General features: G+C 66.1%; 17 protein-coding genes. 3 read left to right on the top strand and 14 right to left on the bottom strand.

Annotation, left to right across the window (positions count from 1 at the left end):
- Positions 1 to 288: 288 nt before the first annotated feature.
- The 10 genes from LZC95_35725 to LZC95_35680 all read right to left on the bottom strand — a co-directional run bounded on the left by LZC95_35725 (position 289) and on the right by LZC95_35680 (position 9,483).
- Positions 289 to 1,449 (bottom strand): hypothetical protein, encoded by a 1,161-nt coding sequence (locus tag LZC95_35725; GenBank protein WXA91788.1) that lies wholly within the window; start codon positions 1,447 to 1,449, stop codon positions 289 to 291.
- A gap of 67 nt (positions 1,450 to 1,516) precedes the next feature.
- The gene (locus tag LZC95_35720; GenBank protein WXA91787.1) at positions 1,517 to 2,485 is read right to left on the bottom strand and encodes a hypothetical protein; all 969 of its coding nucleotides are present in this window, start codon (positions 2,483 to 2,485) and stop codon (positions 1,517 to 1,519) included.
- A gap of 119 nt (positions 2,486 to 2,604) precedes the next feature.
- Positions 2,605 to 4,800: a S41 family peptidase gene (locus LZC95_35715; protein ID WXA91786.1), complete on the bottom strand. Its 2,196-nt coding sequence runs from the start codon at positions 4,798 to 4,800 to the stop codon at positions 2,605 to 2,607.
- 59 nt (positions 4,801 to 4,859) lie between these two features.
- Complete coding sequence (locus tag LZC95_35710) at positions 4,860 to 5,321, bottom strand: YbjN domain-containing protein (protein ID WXA91785.1); 462 nt, start codon at positions 5,319 to 5,321, stop codon at positions 4,860 to 4,862.
- Between the two features lie 27 nt (positions 5,322 to 5,348).
- Positions 5,349 to 6,179, bottom strand: a complete 831-nt coding sequence (locus LZC95_35705; GenBank protein ID WXA91784.1) for a hypothetical protein — start codon at positions 6,177 to 6,179, stop codon at positions 5,349 to 5,351.
- A 9-nt stretch (positions 6,180 to 6,188) separates the two neighbouring features.
- Entirely contained in the window at positions 6,189 to 6,707 is a 519-nt protein-coding gene (locus LZC95_35700) for a leucyl aminopeptidase (protein ID WXA91783.1), read from the bottom strand.
- 11 nt (positions 6,708 to 6,718) lie between these two features.
- Positions 6,719 to 7,141, bottom strand: coding sequence for a transcription antitermination factor NusB (gene nusB / locus LZC95_35695; GenBank protein WXA91782.1), 423 nt, complete (start codon positions 7,139 to 7,141; stop codon positions 6,719 to 6,721).
- 4 nt (positions 7,142 to 7,145) lie between these two features.
- The gene (gene ribH, locus LZC95_35690) at positions 7,146 to 7,682 is read right to left on the bottom strand and encodes a 6,7-dimethyl-8-ribityllumazine synthase (GenBank protein ID WXA91781.1); all 537 of its coding nucleotides are present in this window, start codon (positions 7,680 to 7,682) and stop codon (positions 7,146 to 7,148) included.
- Positions 7,683 to 8,867 carry a 3,4-dihydroxy-2-butanone-4-phosphate synthase gene (gene ribB / locus LZC95_35685; GenBank protein ID WXA91780.1) on the bottom strand — a complete coding sequence of 395 codons (1,185 nt, stop codon included), beginning with the start codon at positions 8,865 to 8,867 and terminating at the stop codon, positions 7,683 to 7,685.
- Between the two features lie 4 nt (positions 8,868 to 8,871).
- Positions 8,872 to 9,483 (bottom strand): riboflavin synthase, encoded by a 612-nt coding sequence (locus LZC95_35680; protein WXA91779.1) that lies wholly within the window; start codon positions 9,481 to 9,483, stop codon positions 8,872 to 8,874.
- A 71-nt stretch (positions 9,484 to 9,554) separates the two neighbouring features.
- Here LZC95_35680 and LZC95_35675 point away from each other — a divergent pair, with 71 nt between their 5' ends.
- Complete coding sequence (locus LZC95_35675; protein ID WXA91778.1) at positions 9,555 to 10,169, top strand: hypothetical protein; 615 nt, start codon at positions 9,555 to 9,557, stop codon at positions 10,167 to 10,169.
- A gap of 22 nt (positions 10,170 to 10,191) precedes the next feature.
- Here the strand turns inward: LZC95_35675 and LZC95_35670 are convergent, their stop codons facing one another.
- From LZC95_35670 to hemB, 4 genes are all read right to left on the bottom strand, one after another.
- Complete coding sequence (locus tag LZC95_35670; protein ID WXA91777.1) at positions 10,192 to 10,677, bottom strand: hypothetical protein; 486 nt, start codon at positions 10,675 to 10,677, stop codon at positions 10,192 to 10,194.
- 261 nt (positions 10,678 to 10,938) lie between these two features.
- A complete protein-coding gene (locus LZC95_35665; protein ID WXA91776.1) occupies positions 10,939 to 11,481 on the bottom strand; it encodes an inorganic diphosphatase in 543 nt (180 codons plus the stop codon).
- Positions 11,478 to 12,026 (bottom strand): hypothetical protein, encoded by a 549-nt coding sequence (locus tag LZC95_35660; GenBank protein WXA91775.1) that lies wholly within the window; start codon positions 12,024 to 12,026, stop codon positions 11,478 to 11,480. The genes LZC95_35665 and LZC95_35660 overlap by 4 nt, the downstream gene beginning before the upstream one ends.
- Positions 12,027 to 13,019 (bottom strand): porphobilinogen synthase, encoded by a 993-nt coding sequence (hemB, locus tag LZC95_35655; protein WXA91774.1) that lies wholly within the window; start codon positions 13,017 to 13,019, stop codon positions 12,027 to 12,029. It abuts the gene before it with no gap.
- Positions 13,020 to 13,053: 34 nt separating this feature from the next.
- On the opposite strand from hemB, the gene LZC95_35650 reads away from it, so the two are divergent.
- Both LZC95_35650 and LZC95_35645 read left to right on the top strand, forming a co-directional pair.
- Positions 13,054 to 14,505 carry a uroporphyrinogen-III synthase gene (locus tag LZC95_35650; GenBank protein ID WXA91773.1) on the top strand — a complete coding sequence of 484 codons (1,452 nt, stop codon included), beginning with the start codon at positions 13,054 to 13,056 and terminating at the stop codon, positions 14,503 to 14,505.
- A gap of 11 nt (positions 14,506 to 14,516) precedes the next feature.
- On the top strand, positions 14,517 to 17,417 hold the full coding sequence (locus LZC95_35645; protein WXA91772.1) for a hypothetical protein: 2,901 nt from the start codon (positions 14,517 to 14,519) through the stop codon (positions 17,415 to 17,417).
- Positions 17,418 to 17,492: the final 75 nt, after the last annotated feature.

The following is a 17,492-nucleotide window of genomic DNA, read 5'->3' as shown; positions in this document are numbered from 1 at the left end:
TACCATGATCAAATCGAACGCGTCCATCCCAAATGCGCAAATTGCCAATCAGGGAAACGCGATTTGCGGCGATTGCTAGCTGAAGAGAATTCACGGGGAGGCGGGGAGGCGGGGAGTTTTTTTGGGTCTCAATCCAGCGCAGTGGCCAACTGGAACCCCAAAAAAAGCGTTCCGCGGTGGGATTCGCACCGTATCCCTCCCCACCTCCCCGCCTCCCTGTTCAATCTCATATTGTCGCGAGTCGTCGCGAACTTCGTATTGGCTCGCGACCCTCGCGCTAAGTCGCGATTAGAATGCACCTTCGAGCGCCAATCCTTTGGCGTTCGAAAGGACCATTGGGACGGGGCGGATGAATCCCGTCGATGGCGCCGGGGCGGCTTCTTTGCCGGCTTTGGAGTTGTGCACGCTCGCCACGATGAGCCATGTGGCGCCGAATACTGCACCGGCGATACCCACGCCCAATGCGATGTTGCCTACGGTTGCGTTCTTATCGACTTTGTCGTTGTTGTCGCGGAGCGCATTGCACGCCTCGCGGTACCGCGTGGCCGACGGATCGTTGCAGATGCCGCGCGTGCTGACGTTGTTTCGCCTCGCGTCCTCTCGGATCTCGGCATCCGCGGAGTCGGCCGAATCCTGTGCGCTCTGCTTGAAGAAGTAGAAAGCGAGCGCGGTGCCGAGGCCCGCGACACCGACGCCGGCGCCCACGATTCCCGGGACCAGCGACCATTTGCCGCTCGACTCGGCGGGCGGGGGTGTCGTGGTCCCGGCGATCGGCTCCGACGGTGGCGTGTCGAGCGCCGAGGGCGTGCTCGAGGATGGGCCGGGAGGCGTGGTGCTCGTGGGGGCGGGGACGGGGACCGGTGCCGGGGCGGTAGGGGCCTCGGGGGCGCTGAAGATAACCTTCAATTTGTCGCCCGGGCCGGGCGTGACGCTTTTCACGTCGGCGGTGCCATCGGGCAGCTTGGCGCGGATCATGTGCGTTCCCGGCTCGACATCCACCGAGTCGCTGAGCGGGGCGGTGCCCACGGGCGTGCTGTCGACCGAGATTTCGGCGCCGGTGGGGGCGGAGATTTCCAAGCGACCCAGCTTCGAGCGCGCTTCGACGAGGCCTTTTTCTGCGTCGCTCCGCTGGGCGGGGGTCATCGAGGTGGACTCCCGCAGGAACTGCTGGAAGTACTTCACCGCCTCCATCGGGTGGCCGCTCTTCAAGCTGCTTTGCGCGAGGTTGAGCAGCACGGCAGGGTGCTTACGAAGGGCGTAGGCCTGCAGAAACGCGGCGCGCGCGTTCTCGTACTGGCCCTTGTCGTAATACTGGACGCCCTCCTGGAAACGGGCGCGCGCGGCCTTCGTCGAGGCCTCGTCCGATTGAGCCCATGCCGGGCCGCCGACCAGGAGCGGCGCAAGCGCAACGATCAAACCGGCGGCGATGGATCGCGTGTGCCTTTTCATGTCGGAGCTAAACTAACCCACGGATTCGCGATCTTCGATCACGAATCCTCGCGGGGGGCTCGCTCGGTCAAAATGGAACGTCCCGCACGATGCCACCCGAGGCGTTTCCTTTCGGGGACGCTTTGGGCGATGGCGCGGGGGGGGGAGCGGGATTGTGCGCGGGCGCGGCCGCACGAGGCTGCGGGGCAGGCCGGGACGGCGATGTGTGCTGCTCGTGCGCGGGCTCTTTGGCCGCGGGCGGTTCCTTCGCGACCGGCTCTTTCGCTACGGGTTCCTTCGCGACGGCCGTTTCTTTCGGGGCCGCGACGGGCTCCTTCGGCGCCGCAGCCGGCTCTTTCGGGGCTGCGGCTTGCGTCTGCGCAGGCGGCGGAATGTCGACGCGCGCATTGGCGGCGCCGGGCGCCTTCTCCTCCGTGGGCGTCGCGGCTCCGGGCGAAGGCGCGGGCTCCGGCTCCGAGGAGCGCGTGGCGAAGAAGAAAACGGCGACGATGACCACCGCAGCCGCAGCAAGGCCCACGTACAGACCTTTGCGCGATCGCTCGGCGGGGAACGGCTCGAGCTCCTCCGCGAGGCTCGTCTTTTGCCACTCTTTGATGGAGGCATCGACCGCCACCGCCACGTCCGACTTGGGCTGCGGCTCGCCCAACGCACCAGCCTGCGCACGGGCCTCCGAGTTCGACGGCTCCGGTGCCACGCTGCTGCGCGGTGCAGTCTGCGGAAACACGGGGGACGACGCCGCGCGCGGAGCTGGTGGTGGCGCCGATGCTGCACGCACGACTTCCGCGGCGGCGGGCACGGACACGCCGTTGCGCCCGTGCGTCCCATTGCCACCTTTGACGGGCGACGCTTCGCCATTCGATTCGCCGCGGAGCTGCTCCCATTCCTGGGGCGTCAGACTACGGTTGCCCATGGAAAAGGGGGCCGCATCTTCGAGCTCCCACGACGGCTTGATGAGCGCCGCGAGACGGTCGAAATCCTCCGCGGAGGGCGCCTTCTCATGGGGCCCTGCCGGCTTCTGGACGGGCGAATCAGCCATGAGGGAGTAGCCTAACATCCGATACGGTGTCCGACAAACGGGGCCCTTGCAGATAAGCGGGCAAGCCCATCCACTCGCGCCGCGAATTTCCTGGTCGGCCGACTTTCCACGGATGTAGCTCACCGAGCACGAAGTACGTCGATCGCACGTGCGAGCTCCGGATCGATGCCCTGCTGGAAATCTTGGGCGTTCAAGGTGACCTCGATGTCAGGAACGATTCCGATCCCGTGAAAGCGAGACCTGTCGGTGTGGAGAATCTCCATTCCGGTAAAGGTGAAGGAGAATGCACCTGGGAGAAACAGTGTCGTGATGTTGCCGTTCGTCCCAGCGCTCCGACGTCCGACGATGGCCGTGAGGCGTTTGGCATCGACGAGCATGATCGAGAAGTTCTCCGCCGCGGAGATGGCCTGGGGACCAATCAGCAAGACAATGGGGCCCGCGTACGAAGGGTCCGTCAGCGGATCGAAATCGTAGTGGTCGGCCTGGAAGGTCTGCGACGCGGGCCGGACCACGGGGAAGTTGAAAATCGGCGAGGAAAAGGCATGCGGGATGAGCCGCATTGCTTCGTCGTAGAGGCCGAACGCCGGATAGCCTCGCATGTCGAGGATCAGTCCTTCGGCATCGCGAGCCTCGGCAAGCGTCCGGCGGAACTCGGGCCTGCCGCCCGTCATCGCCTCCGTCATCGTGGTGTAATAGAGCTTCGGCGCGCCCAGATCGCTCAGCCACCCGGGTGCGCGGTGGACGGCCGCCGTGCCGAACGCCAGGAAGGCCGCGGCAGAAACGGGTTGGACGGTGACGGTGTGGCTCGTACCGTCGGGGGCGCGAAGACCGAACTCGGTCGGACCTTGTAGCCGGAGCATGCTCCGCATGATGCGCTCGCGGATCCATCCTTCGGTGGCGCCGGACACGAGCGGCCTCTCGCGCGCATACCATTCGGCGACGGAGGTGTTGCCGATCCGCGTGATGGTATCGCCGGGGTGCACGCCCTCCACGATGGTGCGGCGCACGACGGGTTCGCCGTTCACATCCTCGAGCTTGGCCGGGAAGTAGCCGAAGCCGGTGGGGGTCGATCCCGAGGACCAGTCCGCAGCTCCAACGTGCCCATCGTGAAGAACCTCTCCAAAGCGCCGCAATTGCTTCAAAAGCGAGGTGCGATCGAGGCTGGGCAACGCCTCGATGGCGTCCATCGTCTCCTGCAGGCGTTCGTCGATGTGATCGCCCACCACGTGAAAGTAAGGAAAGAAGCGGCGGGTTGCGCCGTGCATCGCCAGCAACGACGCGCGGGCTTCGCCGAGGCCCAGCGTTTCGGGTTGTGGCTCGAAGCCGGGAACGATGGGCTCGAGTTTCGCGCGATTCGACGCGCCGGCCGTGATCGGTGGCGGTGCGCCGAGGCCTGAGGTGCGAACGGCAGCCTGCTCGGGAGTTTGCGCCGAAAAGTCGGCCGGTACCTCGTCGGGCCATCGTGCGTCGCCCGAATAGAGCTCCTGGGCGCGCCACGCGAGGCCGGTGTTTTTCACCGGCGTCCATCGAGACTCGGCCGCTTCGGCACGCACGCTCTCGCCTGCGATCCACGCGCGGTTTGCAAGGCGCAAGGTGATCGCGAGCTCCGCGGCCTCGGGCGCGAGGGCCTTGGCCGTGAGCAGCACGAGGGGGAGATCCGAGGAGCCCGTCGAGGGAATCGCGTCCTGCGCGACGGACTCGATGGAGTTCAAGTATTCGTTCTCCTGCGTCTCGTCCGTCATTCCGAAGTGCTGACGAACGTGCGACGTCGCGCGTGGGACAGGAGATGCGAGCGCGGGCGCTACCGCGGCCTCGAGCGCGCTGCGCAATCCATCGACCGCGGGCAATCCGTGCAAATCCACGAGCACCGCGCGCGTGCCCTGCGGCAACGAGATGCGGCCCGTGCCCGGTCGAACGATGGCCACGGGTCCCAGCGCGATCACCTGCGCCGGGCCGAGCGGCTTCGGGTTCGCATTCAGCGCGCACGCCGCGCCGCCAAGCCGGGCGGCATACGTCGCCAGCGCGCGCTTCGGCACGATGGGGCCGGCCTCGCCGAGGCCTGCCGCAAAGGCTTGATCGACTTCGTTGAACGTCGGATGAGGGCCGAAAAAGCGAACATTGGCATGCGCCGTCGAAAGCTCGATGCGCAGATCGCCTGCGCCCGGCGGGCCCGCGGCCACACGCGCGCACCACGCATCCGCGCCCTCCAGAGCTTCGGTCGTGAAGCCTTCGTCGGTCGACGTGCCCTTGTCCGAGCACGCGAAAACAGCTGCTGCCGCAAGGACGGTTGCAGCAGTGAAGATAGAATATTTCATAAGAGCCGAACTCTACGCGCCGCTACGAATCGAGCGGAAGGTAGAACTCAGCCTGAGCTTCAAAATTCTTTTCTCAATACATCATCCCACTCGTCCGCGACCTTGCCCACTGTCTCGAGCAGGTCCTCGAACTCCTCGTAATCGAGGCCCGAAAGCCGGCGCAGCGCGCGCACGTACACTTCGTCCTTCTGCGCATCGATCGCGAAGGCCGCATCCGCGGTGGTGAGGAACGAGAGCTCGAGCAGCCGGCGGTAGAAGCGCTCCTTGTGCGCTTTCGGAACGGACATCACCGGTGCGAGCAGAAGCAGCACGCCGTGATCGCCCAGAACGTTGATGCCCACGCTGGCCGAGCCCTTTCGGACTTGCGTGTAGCCCGAATCGTCGAGCTCATCGAGGGTCGCCCCCGCGCGATCGGCGAACTGCGCGAGGTACGCGTTCACCATGGTGCGCGCATCCGGGAAAACCTGGCCCGTAGAGCGGTCCGCGTAGACGGGGGCGTTGGGCGACAAGACGTCCGACATGGCGCGAGATTAGCGTGCCGCGCGAGCTTACGGAAGCCTCGGCGCGGGCTCCGGACGCCATGCGCCCCGGCGCATCACGAAGCGGGAGAGGCCGGCAATGCGAGCTTCGCGCACCGAGTGCTCGGGGTCGCCCGGCAGCACGAGCGCCATGGTGTCGCCTTCGGGATCGATGTGGCGAACGAGCTCCGGGCAAATCGTCTCCAGGGTGGCCTCGTTCGCGAGGGCGAACACGTCGTCGATGCTCTTTTTGGTGGCGAGGATTTCCAACGTGCGGTGCGTCGGGGGGGCCAGCTCGATGGTGCCCGCATCGAAGCGCGCGAGCACTTCCGCAGGGGTCGCCCAGAAGCTTGCCACCGTCTCGTGTTCGTCGTGTGTGCCCTCTTGGCCCGGCGGCATGCGCGCCACGAAGAACAGCGTGTCGAACCGTTTGCTCTGGGTCTTCGGCGTGAGCCATCGGCTGATGGGCCGGAGCGCCGCGAGATCCAAGCGAAGCCCGTGCGCTCGGACCAGCTCGCGCAGGGACTCGGCGTTCAAGCGCCGTCGCCAATCGAGCAAGGTCGCATGATCCAGGCTGCCGCCCGCGACGGGAAGGATGGCCCCTTCCTCCAGCGCCTCACGGCAGGCCGCCACGCCGAGCGACTGCCACTCGGGCCTTCCCGGCGCCGTGCAAAGCGAAGTCCAGGCGGGATCGCGATCGGCTTCGTCGACCTTGCCCCCGGGGAACACGACCATGCCGCCCATGAACTTCGTGTTCTTGTTGCGCTGAACGAAGAAGCACGAGACGGCGTTGTCCGCGTCGCGGAGCAGGATCAACGTGGACGCATCGACGGGGACGACTTCGGCGGGAACTTCCGGCATGCCGAGAGCTTACGCCCGACGCGCGCGCCGTTGTTCTTCTTGTGCGCGCTCGAGCAGATGCCGCTCGGCGTCGGCGTGGTCCACGATCCACCACGTGTCGTGCGCCGCCGAGGTGCCGACGCATTCGAGCACCACCGTGGCCGCGCGATCGGGCTGGATGGCTGCATCGGAGCGGCCGGGCAGCTCGACCACTGCGCGTGGGACGTGCAGCCCTTCGAGCGTGCGCAAAAGGTGAAGCACGGTCTCGCGAAAGCGCGGCTCCTCGAAGTCTTCGCGCGGGCCGAGGCCAAAAACGAGCACCTTGTCGAAGGGCAATCGCGGCCGGCCAGGTACACAGAGGACCTCACCGATTTCACCGCGCAGGTAATCCTGGCGCTGGAGAGAGCTCAGTTTCCCGGCAAGGCGCCAGTCGAGCAATCCCGCGAGGCCTCGCATGGGCTTTTCGTCCTGCCAGATGGCGCAGGCGACGACTTCGGCGTTGGCTTCGTCGAGGCGGCGGAGATCTTGCGGCAGGTAACGTAAGTCCATGCTGCGGGCGACTAGCGATCCGTGTCCTTGCGGCCGAGTTCCTCGGCGATGCGATCGAGCACGCCGTTGACGAAGGAGCTCGAGGACTCGCTGCCGTAGGCTTTCGCCAACTCGACGGCCTCGTCGAGGATGACGGCGCGGGGCACGTCCTGCCGATGCTCGAGTTCCCACGTTCCCGCGCGCAGCAGGTTGCGGTCGACCCGGCCCATGCGTTCGAGGCGCCAGTGCTTCGATGCGGCGGCGATGCGCGCATCGAGTTCTTCCGTCGCCGCGGTCACCCCGCGCACGATTTCCTCGGCGTAAGCGCGGCCCTCCGGCTCGCCCTCGAAGTTGCGCCAGAAGAGGGAAATGGCCTCCTCGGCCGAGGCGCCGGAGACCTCGATTTGAAAGAGCATTTGCAGTGCCGATTCTCGGCCGGAGTGACGTGCGCCCATGATTTTACAGCCCCGCTTCGTCCAGCGCTCGGGAGAGCGACACCATTTCGATGGCCGAAACGGCGGCGTCCCATCCTTTGTTGCCGGCCTTGGTGCCGGCGCGCTCGATGGCTTGTTCGATGGTGTCCGTCGTCAGAACGCCGAAGGAGACGGGAACACCCGTGGCGGCGGCGACGCTTCCGACCTTGGCGGCCTCTCCGGCCACGTAGTCGAAGTGCGGTGTGGAGCCGCGGATGACCGTGGAGAGGGCGATGATGGCGTCGAACTTCCGTTCGCCCCCAGGCCCGCTCGCGGGCCGTTGTTGCCGCATCGCAACGTGGGCCAGGCGCTCCACGACGACGGGGATTTCCCAAGCGCCGGGGACGCGCACGATGGTGATGTTCCTGGCATCACCGCCGTGGCGGACGATGGCGTCGAATGCGCCGCGCAAGAGCGGCTCGACGATGAAGTCGTTGAAGCGGCTCGCGACGATCGCGAACTTGGCGCCGCTCGGCACGACGAGGTTGCCAACGATCGTGCGTGCGTCTTCGAGGGTGGGCATTTACGGAAGTCTCCCGGAGGAAGGTGCGGGCGGTACTTTGGATGTCATGGATCGAAGCGGGATGCTCTCGACGACCTCGAGCCCGTAGCCGGTGATGCCCGCAATCTTACGCGGATTGTTCGTCAGGAGACGGATCTTGTGCAGCCCCAAATCGAAGAGAACCTGCGCGCCCAGGCCGAAGTCGCGCAGTGGATATTCTTTTTTCTCGTGGGGCGGTGCGGAAAGCGCAGCGTGAAGCTCCAGTTCCAGCTCGACGTTGCCTTTGGGCGGCAGGTAGACGACGACCCCGCGCCCCTCGGCCTCGATGTGGCGGAAGGCTTCCTTCAGGTTGCGCGCACCCTCGCGCGGTGTGGAGGCGAACGTGTCGGCGATGAGCGAGCCAGCGTGCATGCGGCACACGACGGGGCCGCCACCCTCGACATCGCCTTTGACCAAGGCGAGGAGCTGACGCCCGTCCGTCGCGGACTCGTAGACGATGGTGCGCCACACCGTGCCGGTCGCGTCGAGCAGGATAGATTGCTCGGTGAGGCGGCGCACGAGGCGCTCGGTCTGCAGGCGGTACTGAATCAAATCGGCGATGGTGACGATGAGCAGGCCGTGCTTCTTGGCGAAGATCTCCAAGTCTGGCATGCGCGCCATCGTGCCGTCTTCGTTCATGATCTCGCAGATGACCCCCGCCGGGGTGAGGCCGGCGAGGCGGGCGAGATCCACGGAGCCTTCCGTCTGGCCCGTGCGCACCAAGACGCCGCCGGTGCGGGCTTTGAGCGGGAAGACGTGACCGGGGGTGACCAGATCGTCGGGGCGGCAATCGGGGCTGGCGGCCAGGCGCGTGGTGAACGCGCGATCGGCGGCGCTGATGCCGGTGGTGACGCCGTGGCGTGCTTCGACGCTGACGGTGAAGGCGGTGCCGAGCGGAGGGCCGCCGCGGCCGGGCGACTGCATCATGGGCAGGCCCAGGCGATCGATCTGCTCTTCCACGAGGGTGAGGCAGATGAGGCCTCGGCCGTGGGTGGCCATGAAGTTGATGGCCTCCGCCGTCGCGAACTCCGCGGCCATGCAGAGATCACCTTCGTTTTCGCGGTCTTCGTCGTCCGTGAGGATGACCATTTTGCCGCTGCGGATGGCGTGGATGGCGGCGTTGACCCGCTCCAGAAGCCTCGGATCGATATCCAACATGGGTGCCATGGTGTTAGCTCTTCTCCGCGGCGTCGACGGCGTCTACTTCGCGCGCGCGCAACACGTAGCGTGCGAGAACGTCGACCTCGAGGTTCACGCGTCCGCCGGGCTGCAATGCGCCCAGCGAGGTGACTTGCGCGGTGTGCGGGATGATCATGACGTCGAAGCGGTCCGCCGCCACGCCGTTGACGGTGAGGCTCACACCGTTGACACAGATGGAGCCTTTTTCGGCGATGAAACGCGCGAGATTCGCGGGGAAGCCGAAGACCAATTTGGACATTTCGCCCACGGGTTGCCTCTCGAGGAGGACGCCGGTGGCGTCGACGTGCCCGGAGACGATGTGGCCTCCCATGCGGCCGCCGAGGGGCGTGGCTCGTTCGAGGTTCACGGTGGCAGGCAAGGTGAGCTCGCCAAGTGTGGTTCGCGCCAGCGTTTCGGAGGAGGCATCGCAGAGGAAGCCTTGCTCGGTGATGGTTTGCACCGTGAGGCACACCCCATCGATGGCGATGGATTCTCCGATGACGAAGGGTGATTCGGGCGCGTAACGTATTTCCAGGCGGGCATCCACACCGACGCGTTCCCGTCGGATAAGTTGTCCCGTTGCTTCGACCAGTCCGGTAAACATGAGCAGATTATTCCCCTAACCTAGCCGTTCAGCCTTTAGGGGAAAAGGCCGTAGAGTAAAGGTAAACGTACATGGTGCCTCGACGGTTGCTTCTGTTCGCTTGTGTGTGCGTGGGGGCCGTGGCGTGCGGGCCGAGTTTTCAGACGATTTACGAGGGGGATGCGCGCTTCGAGCACTGCTACGCGCTCGAGGAGAATCCCAACGTTGCCTTGCAGCAAAAAGGGGAGTGCTGGCGCGACTGGCTCGCCCATTACACCTACGGTCAAACGCACGATAAAGTGATGTATGCCGCCACGCGGGCGCAGGCCATCCGCCGCGCCCCCGAGCTGCCCACCGACGAAGCCTTGATGCACGCCGCCCCCGGCGAACGTGGTCAGCGCGACTGGGCCGCCGGCCCCGCGCCCACCAGCGCCTTCACACCGCCGCCGAAGACGTGGGGCGACACGCCCGACGCGGGTCCCCCCTCCTGGACGAACGATGGCGACGCGGGCGCATCGGCCGCGCACCCGGCATCCCCGGCAGCATCGGCATCCGCGGCACCGGCCAGCGCCGAACGCCCCCCGCTCGCCGCCTGCACGGGCGACTGCGAGGACAAATGGGCCGCCTGCCGCGGCGGTTGCAAGGGCGCCGCCTGCGAAGCCTGCACGCGCAGCTACAAAGGGTGCATTCGCAACTGCGCGAAGTAACGGGAACGCGCCTCGCTTCGCGTCAAAGAGGATCGGCGCGGTTCATGGCGACTTCGAGCCAGAGATGGCACGTTTGGTCGACGATGATGGATTTCGTCCATCGCAAGTGATCGGTCAACGAGAGCTCGGAGACAGGTGTGCGATCGAGACGATTGAGGTCCATCGTTTGCTGCGCCACTCGGAAGCGTGTCGGCCGCATCCCGTCACCCTCCACCAGGAGCTCGATAGGGTACTGCGTCGCGCAATTCCCCGTCATTTTCGTGGAGAGCGTGGTCATCGCAGGGGTGTTACGGCGCGAGGTGTGCGGATCGCGAATGGTCACTTTCGGAATGACGCAATCCAACAAATCGGGACCTTCATGCCGGCAGCGCGATGTCGAGAGCAGATCGAACCGGGCGAGTCCTTCCTCGTCCGCATCCAGCGCGATCGGTGTGGCATCCGGCGATCCGCTGTCGCTCCTCGCATCGGACTGGCCGCTGTCCGGCGTACCGGCGTCTGCAATCGTCACCGAAGAATCGCTCCCGACATCGCGCGAGGCATCCTCGACGGGGAGAGTCGACGCGTCGCTGGCGTCTGGGGTTGATAAGGAATCAGGTGTCAGAGACGACGAGCCGCCGCTGCACGAAGCAAGAATCAGCGCAATGGAAAACGATGAAGCACCGCAAAGTAGGAATCGATATGGCCGGAACATGATGATCGCACGGTCGACCATTCTTCGGATTGCGTTGCGTACTTCTTGGAAGAAGCCGCCCCCCCTCGTGGCGGTCGATCAGTGCGCCTCTTTGGCGCGCAACTTCGCATAGCCGATGATGGCGTCGCGGATGATCTTGTTGGCCTCGAAGGGGCCCTGGAATTCCTCGACGGTGACGGCTTTGTGTTCGAGGAGCTTGTAGTCCTCGAAGAAGCGACGCAGCTCGAGCAAGGTGTGGCGGGGCAGCTCGCGAATGTGCGTGTACTCGCTGAAGGCGGGGTCGTCGAGGTGCACGGCGATGACCTTGTCGTCGAGGCCTTTTTCATCGCGCATCTGCATCACGCCGATGGCTCGCGCGCGCATGATGCACATGGGCGAGACGGCCTCCTGACAGAGGACGAGGACATCGAGCGGGTCGCCGTCATCGCAATAGGTGCGCGGGATGAATCCGTAGTTGGCCGGATAGTGCACGGCGCTAAATAGAATACGGTCGACTTTGAGAAGACCGGTGTCTTTGTCGAGTTCGTATTTGATGCGCGAGCCTTTGGGGATTTCGATGAATCCCGGAAAGCCTTCTTCGATGGGCTCGGGAATGGGAATGTCGTGCCAGGGGTGACTCATTCGGTAGCTCCGGTGTCGCTTGCCGCGTCTTGGTTGGTACCCGTATCCGCCGTATCGGGCGTTCCGGCGTCAGGAAGCGCCGGGTACGCTTCGACGACGATTCGCGTGTAGTAGTCGGCGCACGTGTCGTTGTGGACTTGGACCAGGGGCGTCACGCCCGGTCGTCCATTTTCGGCAATCGTGATTTCTGCGAGGTTGCCGCTCGCAAGTGTGTATTGCTTGTACGTCCCCTGTTGGAAGACGTTCGGATCCTTGTCCGGGCTGATGTAAACGAATACCTGGGAGATGTCGCGGCCCTCGAAGCCTTTGACTCGGATGAACCACGAGCGCTGGTGCGAATAACTGAGCCACTCGGACGACTGAAGATTGCTCTCCCACGTATTCGGATCGAGGAGTCGGCCCTCGCCGGCATTCAATCCGAATTCCCCGACGGTACCCGTGCATTGGTCGCCGTAGCATCCGGTCGAGCCGCCGAGGAATATCAAGCTACCGAAAAGCACCGTGAAGATTCCCACGGTTCCATAAGCCAAGAAACGGCGGCGCATTCAGCCTCCGAGGAGCTCGGCCGCGCGAAGGGCGTGGTAGGTCAAGATGAAGTCGGCGCCGGCGCGGCGGATGGACGTGAGCACCTCCATCATGGCGCGGTCCAAGTCGATCATGCCGGCGGCGGCGGCGGCGTGGAGCATCGCGTATTCGCCCGAGACGTTGTAGGCGGCGAGGGGAAGCGTGGTGGCTTTGCGCACCTCGCGGATGACGTCGAGATAGGGAAGGGCGGGCTTGACCATGAGCATGTCGGCGCCCTCGGCCTCGTCGAGCGCGGCTTCGCGCAGGCTCTCGCGCAGGTTGCCCGGGTCCATCTGGTAACCGGCGCGGTCGCCGAACTTGGGCGCGCAGTCGGCCACGTCGCGGAAGGGGCCGTAGAAGGCGCTCGCGTACTTCACCGCGTAGCTGAGGATGGCCGTGGAGTCGAAGCCGCTCTCGTCGAGGGCGCGGCGAATGTGGCCCACGCGGCCGTCCATCATGTCGCTCGGCGCGATGATGTCGGCGCCGGAGCGCGCATGCATGACCGCCATCTTGGCGAGCACCTCGATGGTCGCGTCGTTGTCGACCTCGAGCTCCTCGGTGCCGTGGCGCTTGCGAAGGACACCACAGTGACCGTGGTCGGTGTACTCATCGACGCACACGTCGGTGACGACGAGCATGTCGGGCACGGCGGACTTGATCTCCGCCACCGCACGCGGCACCGGCCCGTCGGGATCGCAGCCGCTTTCACCGCGGGGATCTTTCGTTTTGGGCAGGCCGAACAAGATCACCGAGCGAATTCCGCGGCGGGCGATCTCGCGGGCCTGCGCGGCGGCGTGCTTGACGGGAAGCTGCGAGACACCCGGCAACGTCGCAATCGGATTGGGCTCGGTAACCGTGGCGCTGAAGAACAGCGGATAGACGAAATCGCTCGGTTCGAGCGTCGTTTCGCGCACCAGTTTGCGCATGTTCGGGGATACGCGAAGGCGCCTGGGACGAATGACAGGGAAACCCATGGCCCTCGTTTATCACGTAAGGTAAGCCGTAGAAATGACGGTCGTCTTCGTGGCTGCGCCGCCGGGTTGGAAAGATTGGCTCTCCACGCGGGCCCACGATGCGCTCGCTAGCTGTGATTCCCTGGTTCACGCGTCCGATGTGGATACGGACGTGCTCGACCTGGCGGTGAAAGCCACGCGGTACGAAGGTGATGCGGCGCGTGCCATCGAGTTGGCGCGGGAAGGCCATTCCGTGGTGCGGCTGACGCGGGACGAGGCGCTGGACGAGGTGGAGCTCGCGGCGAAGGCGGGGATCGCGTTCGAAATCGCGCCGGCGGTGCGGCCGGAGACCGCCGTGACATCATTTGGCGGCGTGCCGCTGGGCGGCGAGGGAACGAGTTACGCGGTGCTGCACGCGCGCGAAGGTCTCGGCCCGCGGGATTGGGCCTCGCTGGCGCATGCCACGGACACCCTGGTGGCGCAGGTGTCGCGTGCGACGTTGGACGAGGTGGTGGCGGCGCTGCTCGAGCACGGTCGCTCGCCGGACACGCCCGCGTTGGCCCTGACCGATCTCGGGCGGCCTTCGCAGCGCATCGAGGTGGGGCGGCTCGCGGACATCGCAACGCGGGCGCGGCGTCTGCCGGGCGATGCGCGCACGCTCGTCGTGGGGGAGGCGGTGGCTCGGCGGCAGGTGTTCGCGTGGTTCGATCGACGGCCGCTGTTCGGCAAGCGTGTCCTCGTGACGCGCACGGCGGAGCAGTCGCGCACCATGTTGACGATGCTGCGTTTGCGCGGGGCCGATGCCATCGCGCAGCCGGTGATCGAGATTCACCCGCCGCCGGATCCCGCGCCGATGCAGCGGGCGCTCGGGAGGCTTTCCGAGGACTACGACTTCGTGGCGTTCACCAGCGAAAATGGTGTCGAGCGCGCCTGGGACGAATTGGTGCGCCAAGGAAAGGACGCGCGCGCTTTCGGAAAGGTGCAAATTGCAGCCATCGGTCCGGGCACGGCCGCGGCCCTGGAGCGGCGCGGGCTGCGGGCGGACCTCGTGGCCAAGGAATTTCGCGGGGAAAGCCTTGCAGAAGGACTTATATCCCGCGCGGCGGCCATGCCCTTGCCGCGCATTTTGATTGCCCGCGCCCTGGTGGCCCGGGACGCACTTCCCGAAGCGTTGCGAGCGGCAGGCTGGCAGGTGGAGGTCGTCCCCCTCTACGAAACGCGATCGCCGGCACCGGAGAATGTCGCCAACTTGGCCCGAAAGCTCGAAGATGGTGCAATTGATGCCGTGACCTTCACCTCGAAGAGTACGGTCGACAACCTGTGCACGGCGCTGGGCAATGAGGACGCTTCGCGGCTTTTGGCGAAGCTCAAAGTCGCGGCGATTGGGCCTATCACGCGGGAGGCAGCCGAAGCGCGAGGGGTGCGCGTCGACGTGATGGCATCTCCCTACACCATCGAGGCCCTCGTCTGTGCCCTTGAGGCAAGCTTCGCGGGCGCGTATTCCTGAGACTAGCCCTGATGTCACTCAGCTCGTTCGTCGTGCAGAACGAAATTGCGACGATGCGCCAAGTCGAGGAGGCACTGGCGCGCCAGGTTCTTTACGGCGGAGACTTCATCACGAATTTGCTCGAGGTGGCCGCCATCGACGAGCGCAAGCTGACGCGGGCCGCCGCCGAGGCCTACGGCCTGTTGCCCGCGCCGGCGGGCGAGCTCCCCGCCCCGGAACGGCGGGCGCGCACCATGATTCCCGCGGAGCTGGCGTCGCATCGGTCGCTGTATCCGCTGGCGCTTTCGTTCGATGGCGACGAGCTGGTGCTCGCCGTATCGGAACCCCTCGCATCGGAAGAGGAGGAGCAGCTCAACTTCGCACTGGGGGTGCCCATCGTTCAGCGGATTGCTCCGCTCGTGCGCATCCGCCAGGCGTTGCATCGGGAATTCGGTGCGCCGCTGGAGCGCCGGCTCGAGCGTCTGCTCATGCGCCTTCACGGGGACAGCCGGGCCATTTCGAGCGATCTTCCGCCGTTGTTGCGCGATGCCCCTTCGCCCGAGGAGCCGCCCGCCCCACCGCTCCGCACAGGCGAACACGCGGTGATTCCCGACGTGGCCCTGCCCCCAGCGCCGCCCGTTCCGGTGTTCACGATTCCGATCGAACCGCGCTTGCCCGACGAATGGGGCGAGGAGCCTGACGAGCCGTACCTGAGGCAATCGGTTCCGCCGAGCGACATCCAATCGAGGATGGAAGTCGCCCCACCGCCGATGCGGACCACGCCTGTAGGTGCTGGACCGGTTTCGCCGGCTCCCCCGGAGCCGAGTCCGAGCCGATTGGCGACGCTCATCCGAGAGTCGTCAGTCATGCCGAGGCCCGTCCGCCGCCGTCGCGGGCCCCTCACCTTGGAAGCGGCGAGCGCCGAGCTCGAAAATGTGGCCGACCGCGACCACCTGATGGACCTCTTTTTCGATTTCGCACGGCAGTACTTCGATTACTCGGCGATGTTCATCGTGCACACGGATTTGGCCGAGGGCCGTGAGTCGTTTGGCCCGGGTGCCTCGCGCGATCGGGTGGCGGGCATCGGGGTGCCTCTCGATTTGCCGAGCATCCTCGCCTCCGCGCGCGACATTCGGGCGCCCATCGTGGCCAAGCCCGATCTGAATGGGCTCGATGGGGTTCTGTTGAAGGATCTGGAGCGGCCGACGCAGCACACGATCATGTGCGTGCCGCTGGTGGTGCGTTCGCGCGTGGTGGCGGCGCTGTATGGCGATGCTGGAGATTTGGACATCGACCGCGATGCGGTGGCGGACGTGTCGACGTTTGCGCTGCTCGCGGGGCAGACGCTCGAGCGGATGATCCTGAAGAAGAAGCTCGGCGGCTTCTCCGGTGCGGGGGGCGCGGGCGGAGGCGCAGGGCGGATCACGGATCCGAACCTGGTGCTGTCGAAGCGTGGGCTGAAAACGCCGTCGGCTCAGGAGCGCGCGCTGCGTGCCGAGGCCCTCGGGCGGGCGCTCTTTTCGGGTGCGGCGACCATCCGCGCGAGCACGTCCACGCCTCCGCCGTCGGCGCCGCGACCGGCGGGTGCACGGCAAGACGAGTACGAGGACGAGGTTGCGCAGAGCGCGCCGCTCGAAGAGCCGGAGCAGGTCGAGGAGACCCAAGAGACCGAGGCGGCCCAGGAGACCGAGGCCGTGCAGGCGGCGGCACCCGAGCCGGAGCCGGAGCGCATTTCGTACAGCGAATCGGGGTGGGACGACGTGGTCCTCACGCCGGTGGCTGCGGTGGCGGAAGAAGCGCCGGCGCCCGTCGAAGAGCCGCCCGAGCCGGTTGCGGCCGTCGCGTCAGTCACGGCGGTCGCGTCCGCGGCATCCGCGGCGCGGGTCGTGAGCCCGGACGAGGAGGAAATCTTCTCCGACGCGGCCGACGTCGAGAGCGTCCACGTATCCGACGCCGAGGACGAGCAGCGTGCGCGCGAGGCGGCGCTGATGGACATCGTGGTGCCGCCGCGGACACCGCCGGTGCCGCACGCGGATGCCGAGGCGTTGCCATCGGTCATCGTCGACGTGTCGCGCGAGCTCGAGCTCTTGGTCGAGCGCTACATCCAGACCGGCGACGACGATTACGCCGAGGGAGAGCTGCTTCGCGAAGGGCACCAAGCGATGCCCGTGTTGATGGCGCGCTTTCCCGGACCGATTGTGCGAGAGCCCTCCGCGAACGAGCGCGAGCTCCCCATGGCGAGCACCTGCGGGCCCGTGTTGCGCCTCATTGCCATGCAGCGGCGTGTGGCCCTCCCGTGGGTGCTCGAGCACGTCGACTCACGCAACGAGGAGAAGCGCTATTGGGCGACGTTCCTCTTGCGTGAGCTCGCCTACGTGGATGCCATTCCGCGGCTGGTCACGCGCCTTCTCGACGTGAGCGATCGCGTCCGCCGTGCGGCGCGTTGGGCCACGGCGGGTATGGCGCGCCAGCACGGTGAGGAAACGGCGCGCGAGCTCGGCCGCGTGGTGCGCGATCCCACGGTGGACTCGAAGAAGCGGCTCACGATGCTCGAGGTGCTCGAGGAGATCCGCGAGCCTCTCGCCGTGCCGACGTTCATCGCGGTGCTCAACGACGACTCCGAGGACATCGCTGTCGCAGCGCGTCGTGCGCTTCTTGTCGTGGCGCGCCAGGACTTCGCGCGCGACACACGGCGTTGGACGCAGTGGTGGAATGCGAACTCGTCGCGCGATCGCATCGAGTGGCTCATCGATGCGCTCGTGCACGATTCGCAGGTGATTCGCCGTGCGGCGGGCGAAGAGCTGAAGGCGATCACGAAAGAGTACTTCGGCTATTACGACGACTTGCCGAAGCGCGATCGGGATCGCGCCCAAGCTCGGTACCACGAGTGGTGGATCACCGAGGGCCGTGCCCGCTTTATGCGACCGACCTAAGCACCGGCGCACGCTTGCGGTCCGGCGATTTGGTGTCATTCTTCGAGGTCCCTTTGCAGGGGAAAGGGACGGGGG

The sequence above is a fragment of the Sorangiineae bacterium MSr12523 genome, assembly GCA_037157775.1.
Classification (GTDB): domain Bacteria; phylum Myxococcota_A; class Polyangia; order Polyangiales; family Polyangiaceae; genus Pendulispora; species Pendulispora brunnea.
This window is presented reverse-complemented; position numbering and strand designations above follow the sequence as displayed.

What these genes read in the sequence shown, in the direction of transcription:
- LZC95_35725 (WXA91788.1), bottom strand. Translation starts at nt 1,449, where the DNA reads ATGAAAAGGCACACGCGATCCATCGCCGCCGGTTTGATCGTTGCGCTT.
- LZC95_35720 (WXA91787.1), bottom strand. Translation starts at nt 2,485, where the DNA reads ATGGCTGATTCGCCCGTCCAGAAGCCGGCAGGGCCCCATGAGAAGGCG.
- LZC95_35715 (WXA91786.1), bottom strand. Translation starts at nt 4,800, where the DNA reads ATGAAATATTCTATCTTCACTGCTGCAACCGTCCTTGCGGCAGCAGCT.
- LZC95_35710 (WXA91785.1), bottom strand. Translation starts at nt 5,321, where the DNA reads ATGTCGGACGTCTTGTCGCCCAACGCCCCCGTCTACGCGGACCGCTCT.
- LZC95_35705 (WXA91784.1), bottom strand. Translation starts at nt 6,179, where the DNA reads ATGCCGGAAGTTCCCGCCGAAGTCGTCCCCGTCGATGCGTCCACGTTG.
- LZC95_35700 (WXA91783.1), bottom strand. Translation starts at nt 6,707, where the DNA reads ATGGACTTACGTTACCTGCCGCAAGATCTCCGCCGCCTCGACGAAGCC.
- nusB (WXA91782.1), bottom strand. Translation starts at nt 7,141, where the DNA reads ATGGGCGCACGTCACTCCGGCCGAGAATCGGCACTGCAAATGCTCTTT.
- ribH (WXA91781.1), bottom strand. Translation starts at nt 7,682, where the DNA reads ATGCCCACCCTCGAAGACGCACGCACGATCGTTGGCAACCTCGTCGTG.
- ribB (WXA91780.1), bottom strand. Translation starts at nt 8,867, where the DNA reads ATGGCACCCATGTTGGATATCGATCCGAGGCTTCTGGAGCGGGTCAAC.
- LZC95_35680 (WXA91779.1), bottom strand. Translation starts at nt 9,483, where the DNA reads ATGTTTACCGGACTGGTCGAAGCAACGGGACAACTTATCCGACGGGAA.
- LZC95_35675 (WXA91778.1), top strand. Translation starts at nt 9,555, where the DNA reads ATGGTGCCTCGACGGTTGCTTCTGTTCGCTTGTGTGTGCGTGGGGGCC.
- LZC95_35665 (WXA91776.1), bottom strand. Translation starts at nt 11,481, where the DNA reads ATGAGTCACCCCTGGCACGACATTCCCATTCCCGAGCCCATCGAAGAA.
- LZC95_35660 (WXA91775.1), bottom strand. Translation starts at nt 12,026, where the DNA reads ATGCGCCGCCGTTTCTTGGCTTATGGAACCGTGGGAATCTTCACGGTG.
- hemB (WXA91774.1), bottom strand. Translation starts at nt 13,019, where the DNA reads ATGGGTTTCCCTGTCATTCGTCCCAGGCGCCTTCGCGTATCCCCGAAC.
- LZC95_35650 (WXA91773.1), top strand. Translation starts at nt 13,054, where the DNA reads ATGACGGTCGTCTTCGTGGCTGCGCCGCCGGGTTGGAAAGATTGGCTC.
- LZC95_35645 (WXA91772.1), top strand. Translation starts at nt 14,517, where the DNA reads ATGTCACTCAGCTCGTTCGTCGTGCAGAACGAAATTGCGACGATGCGC.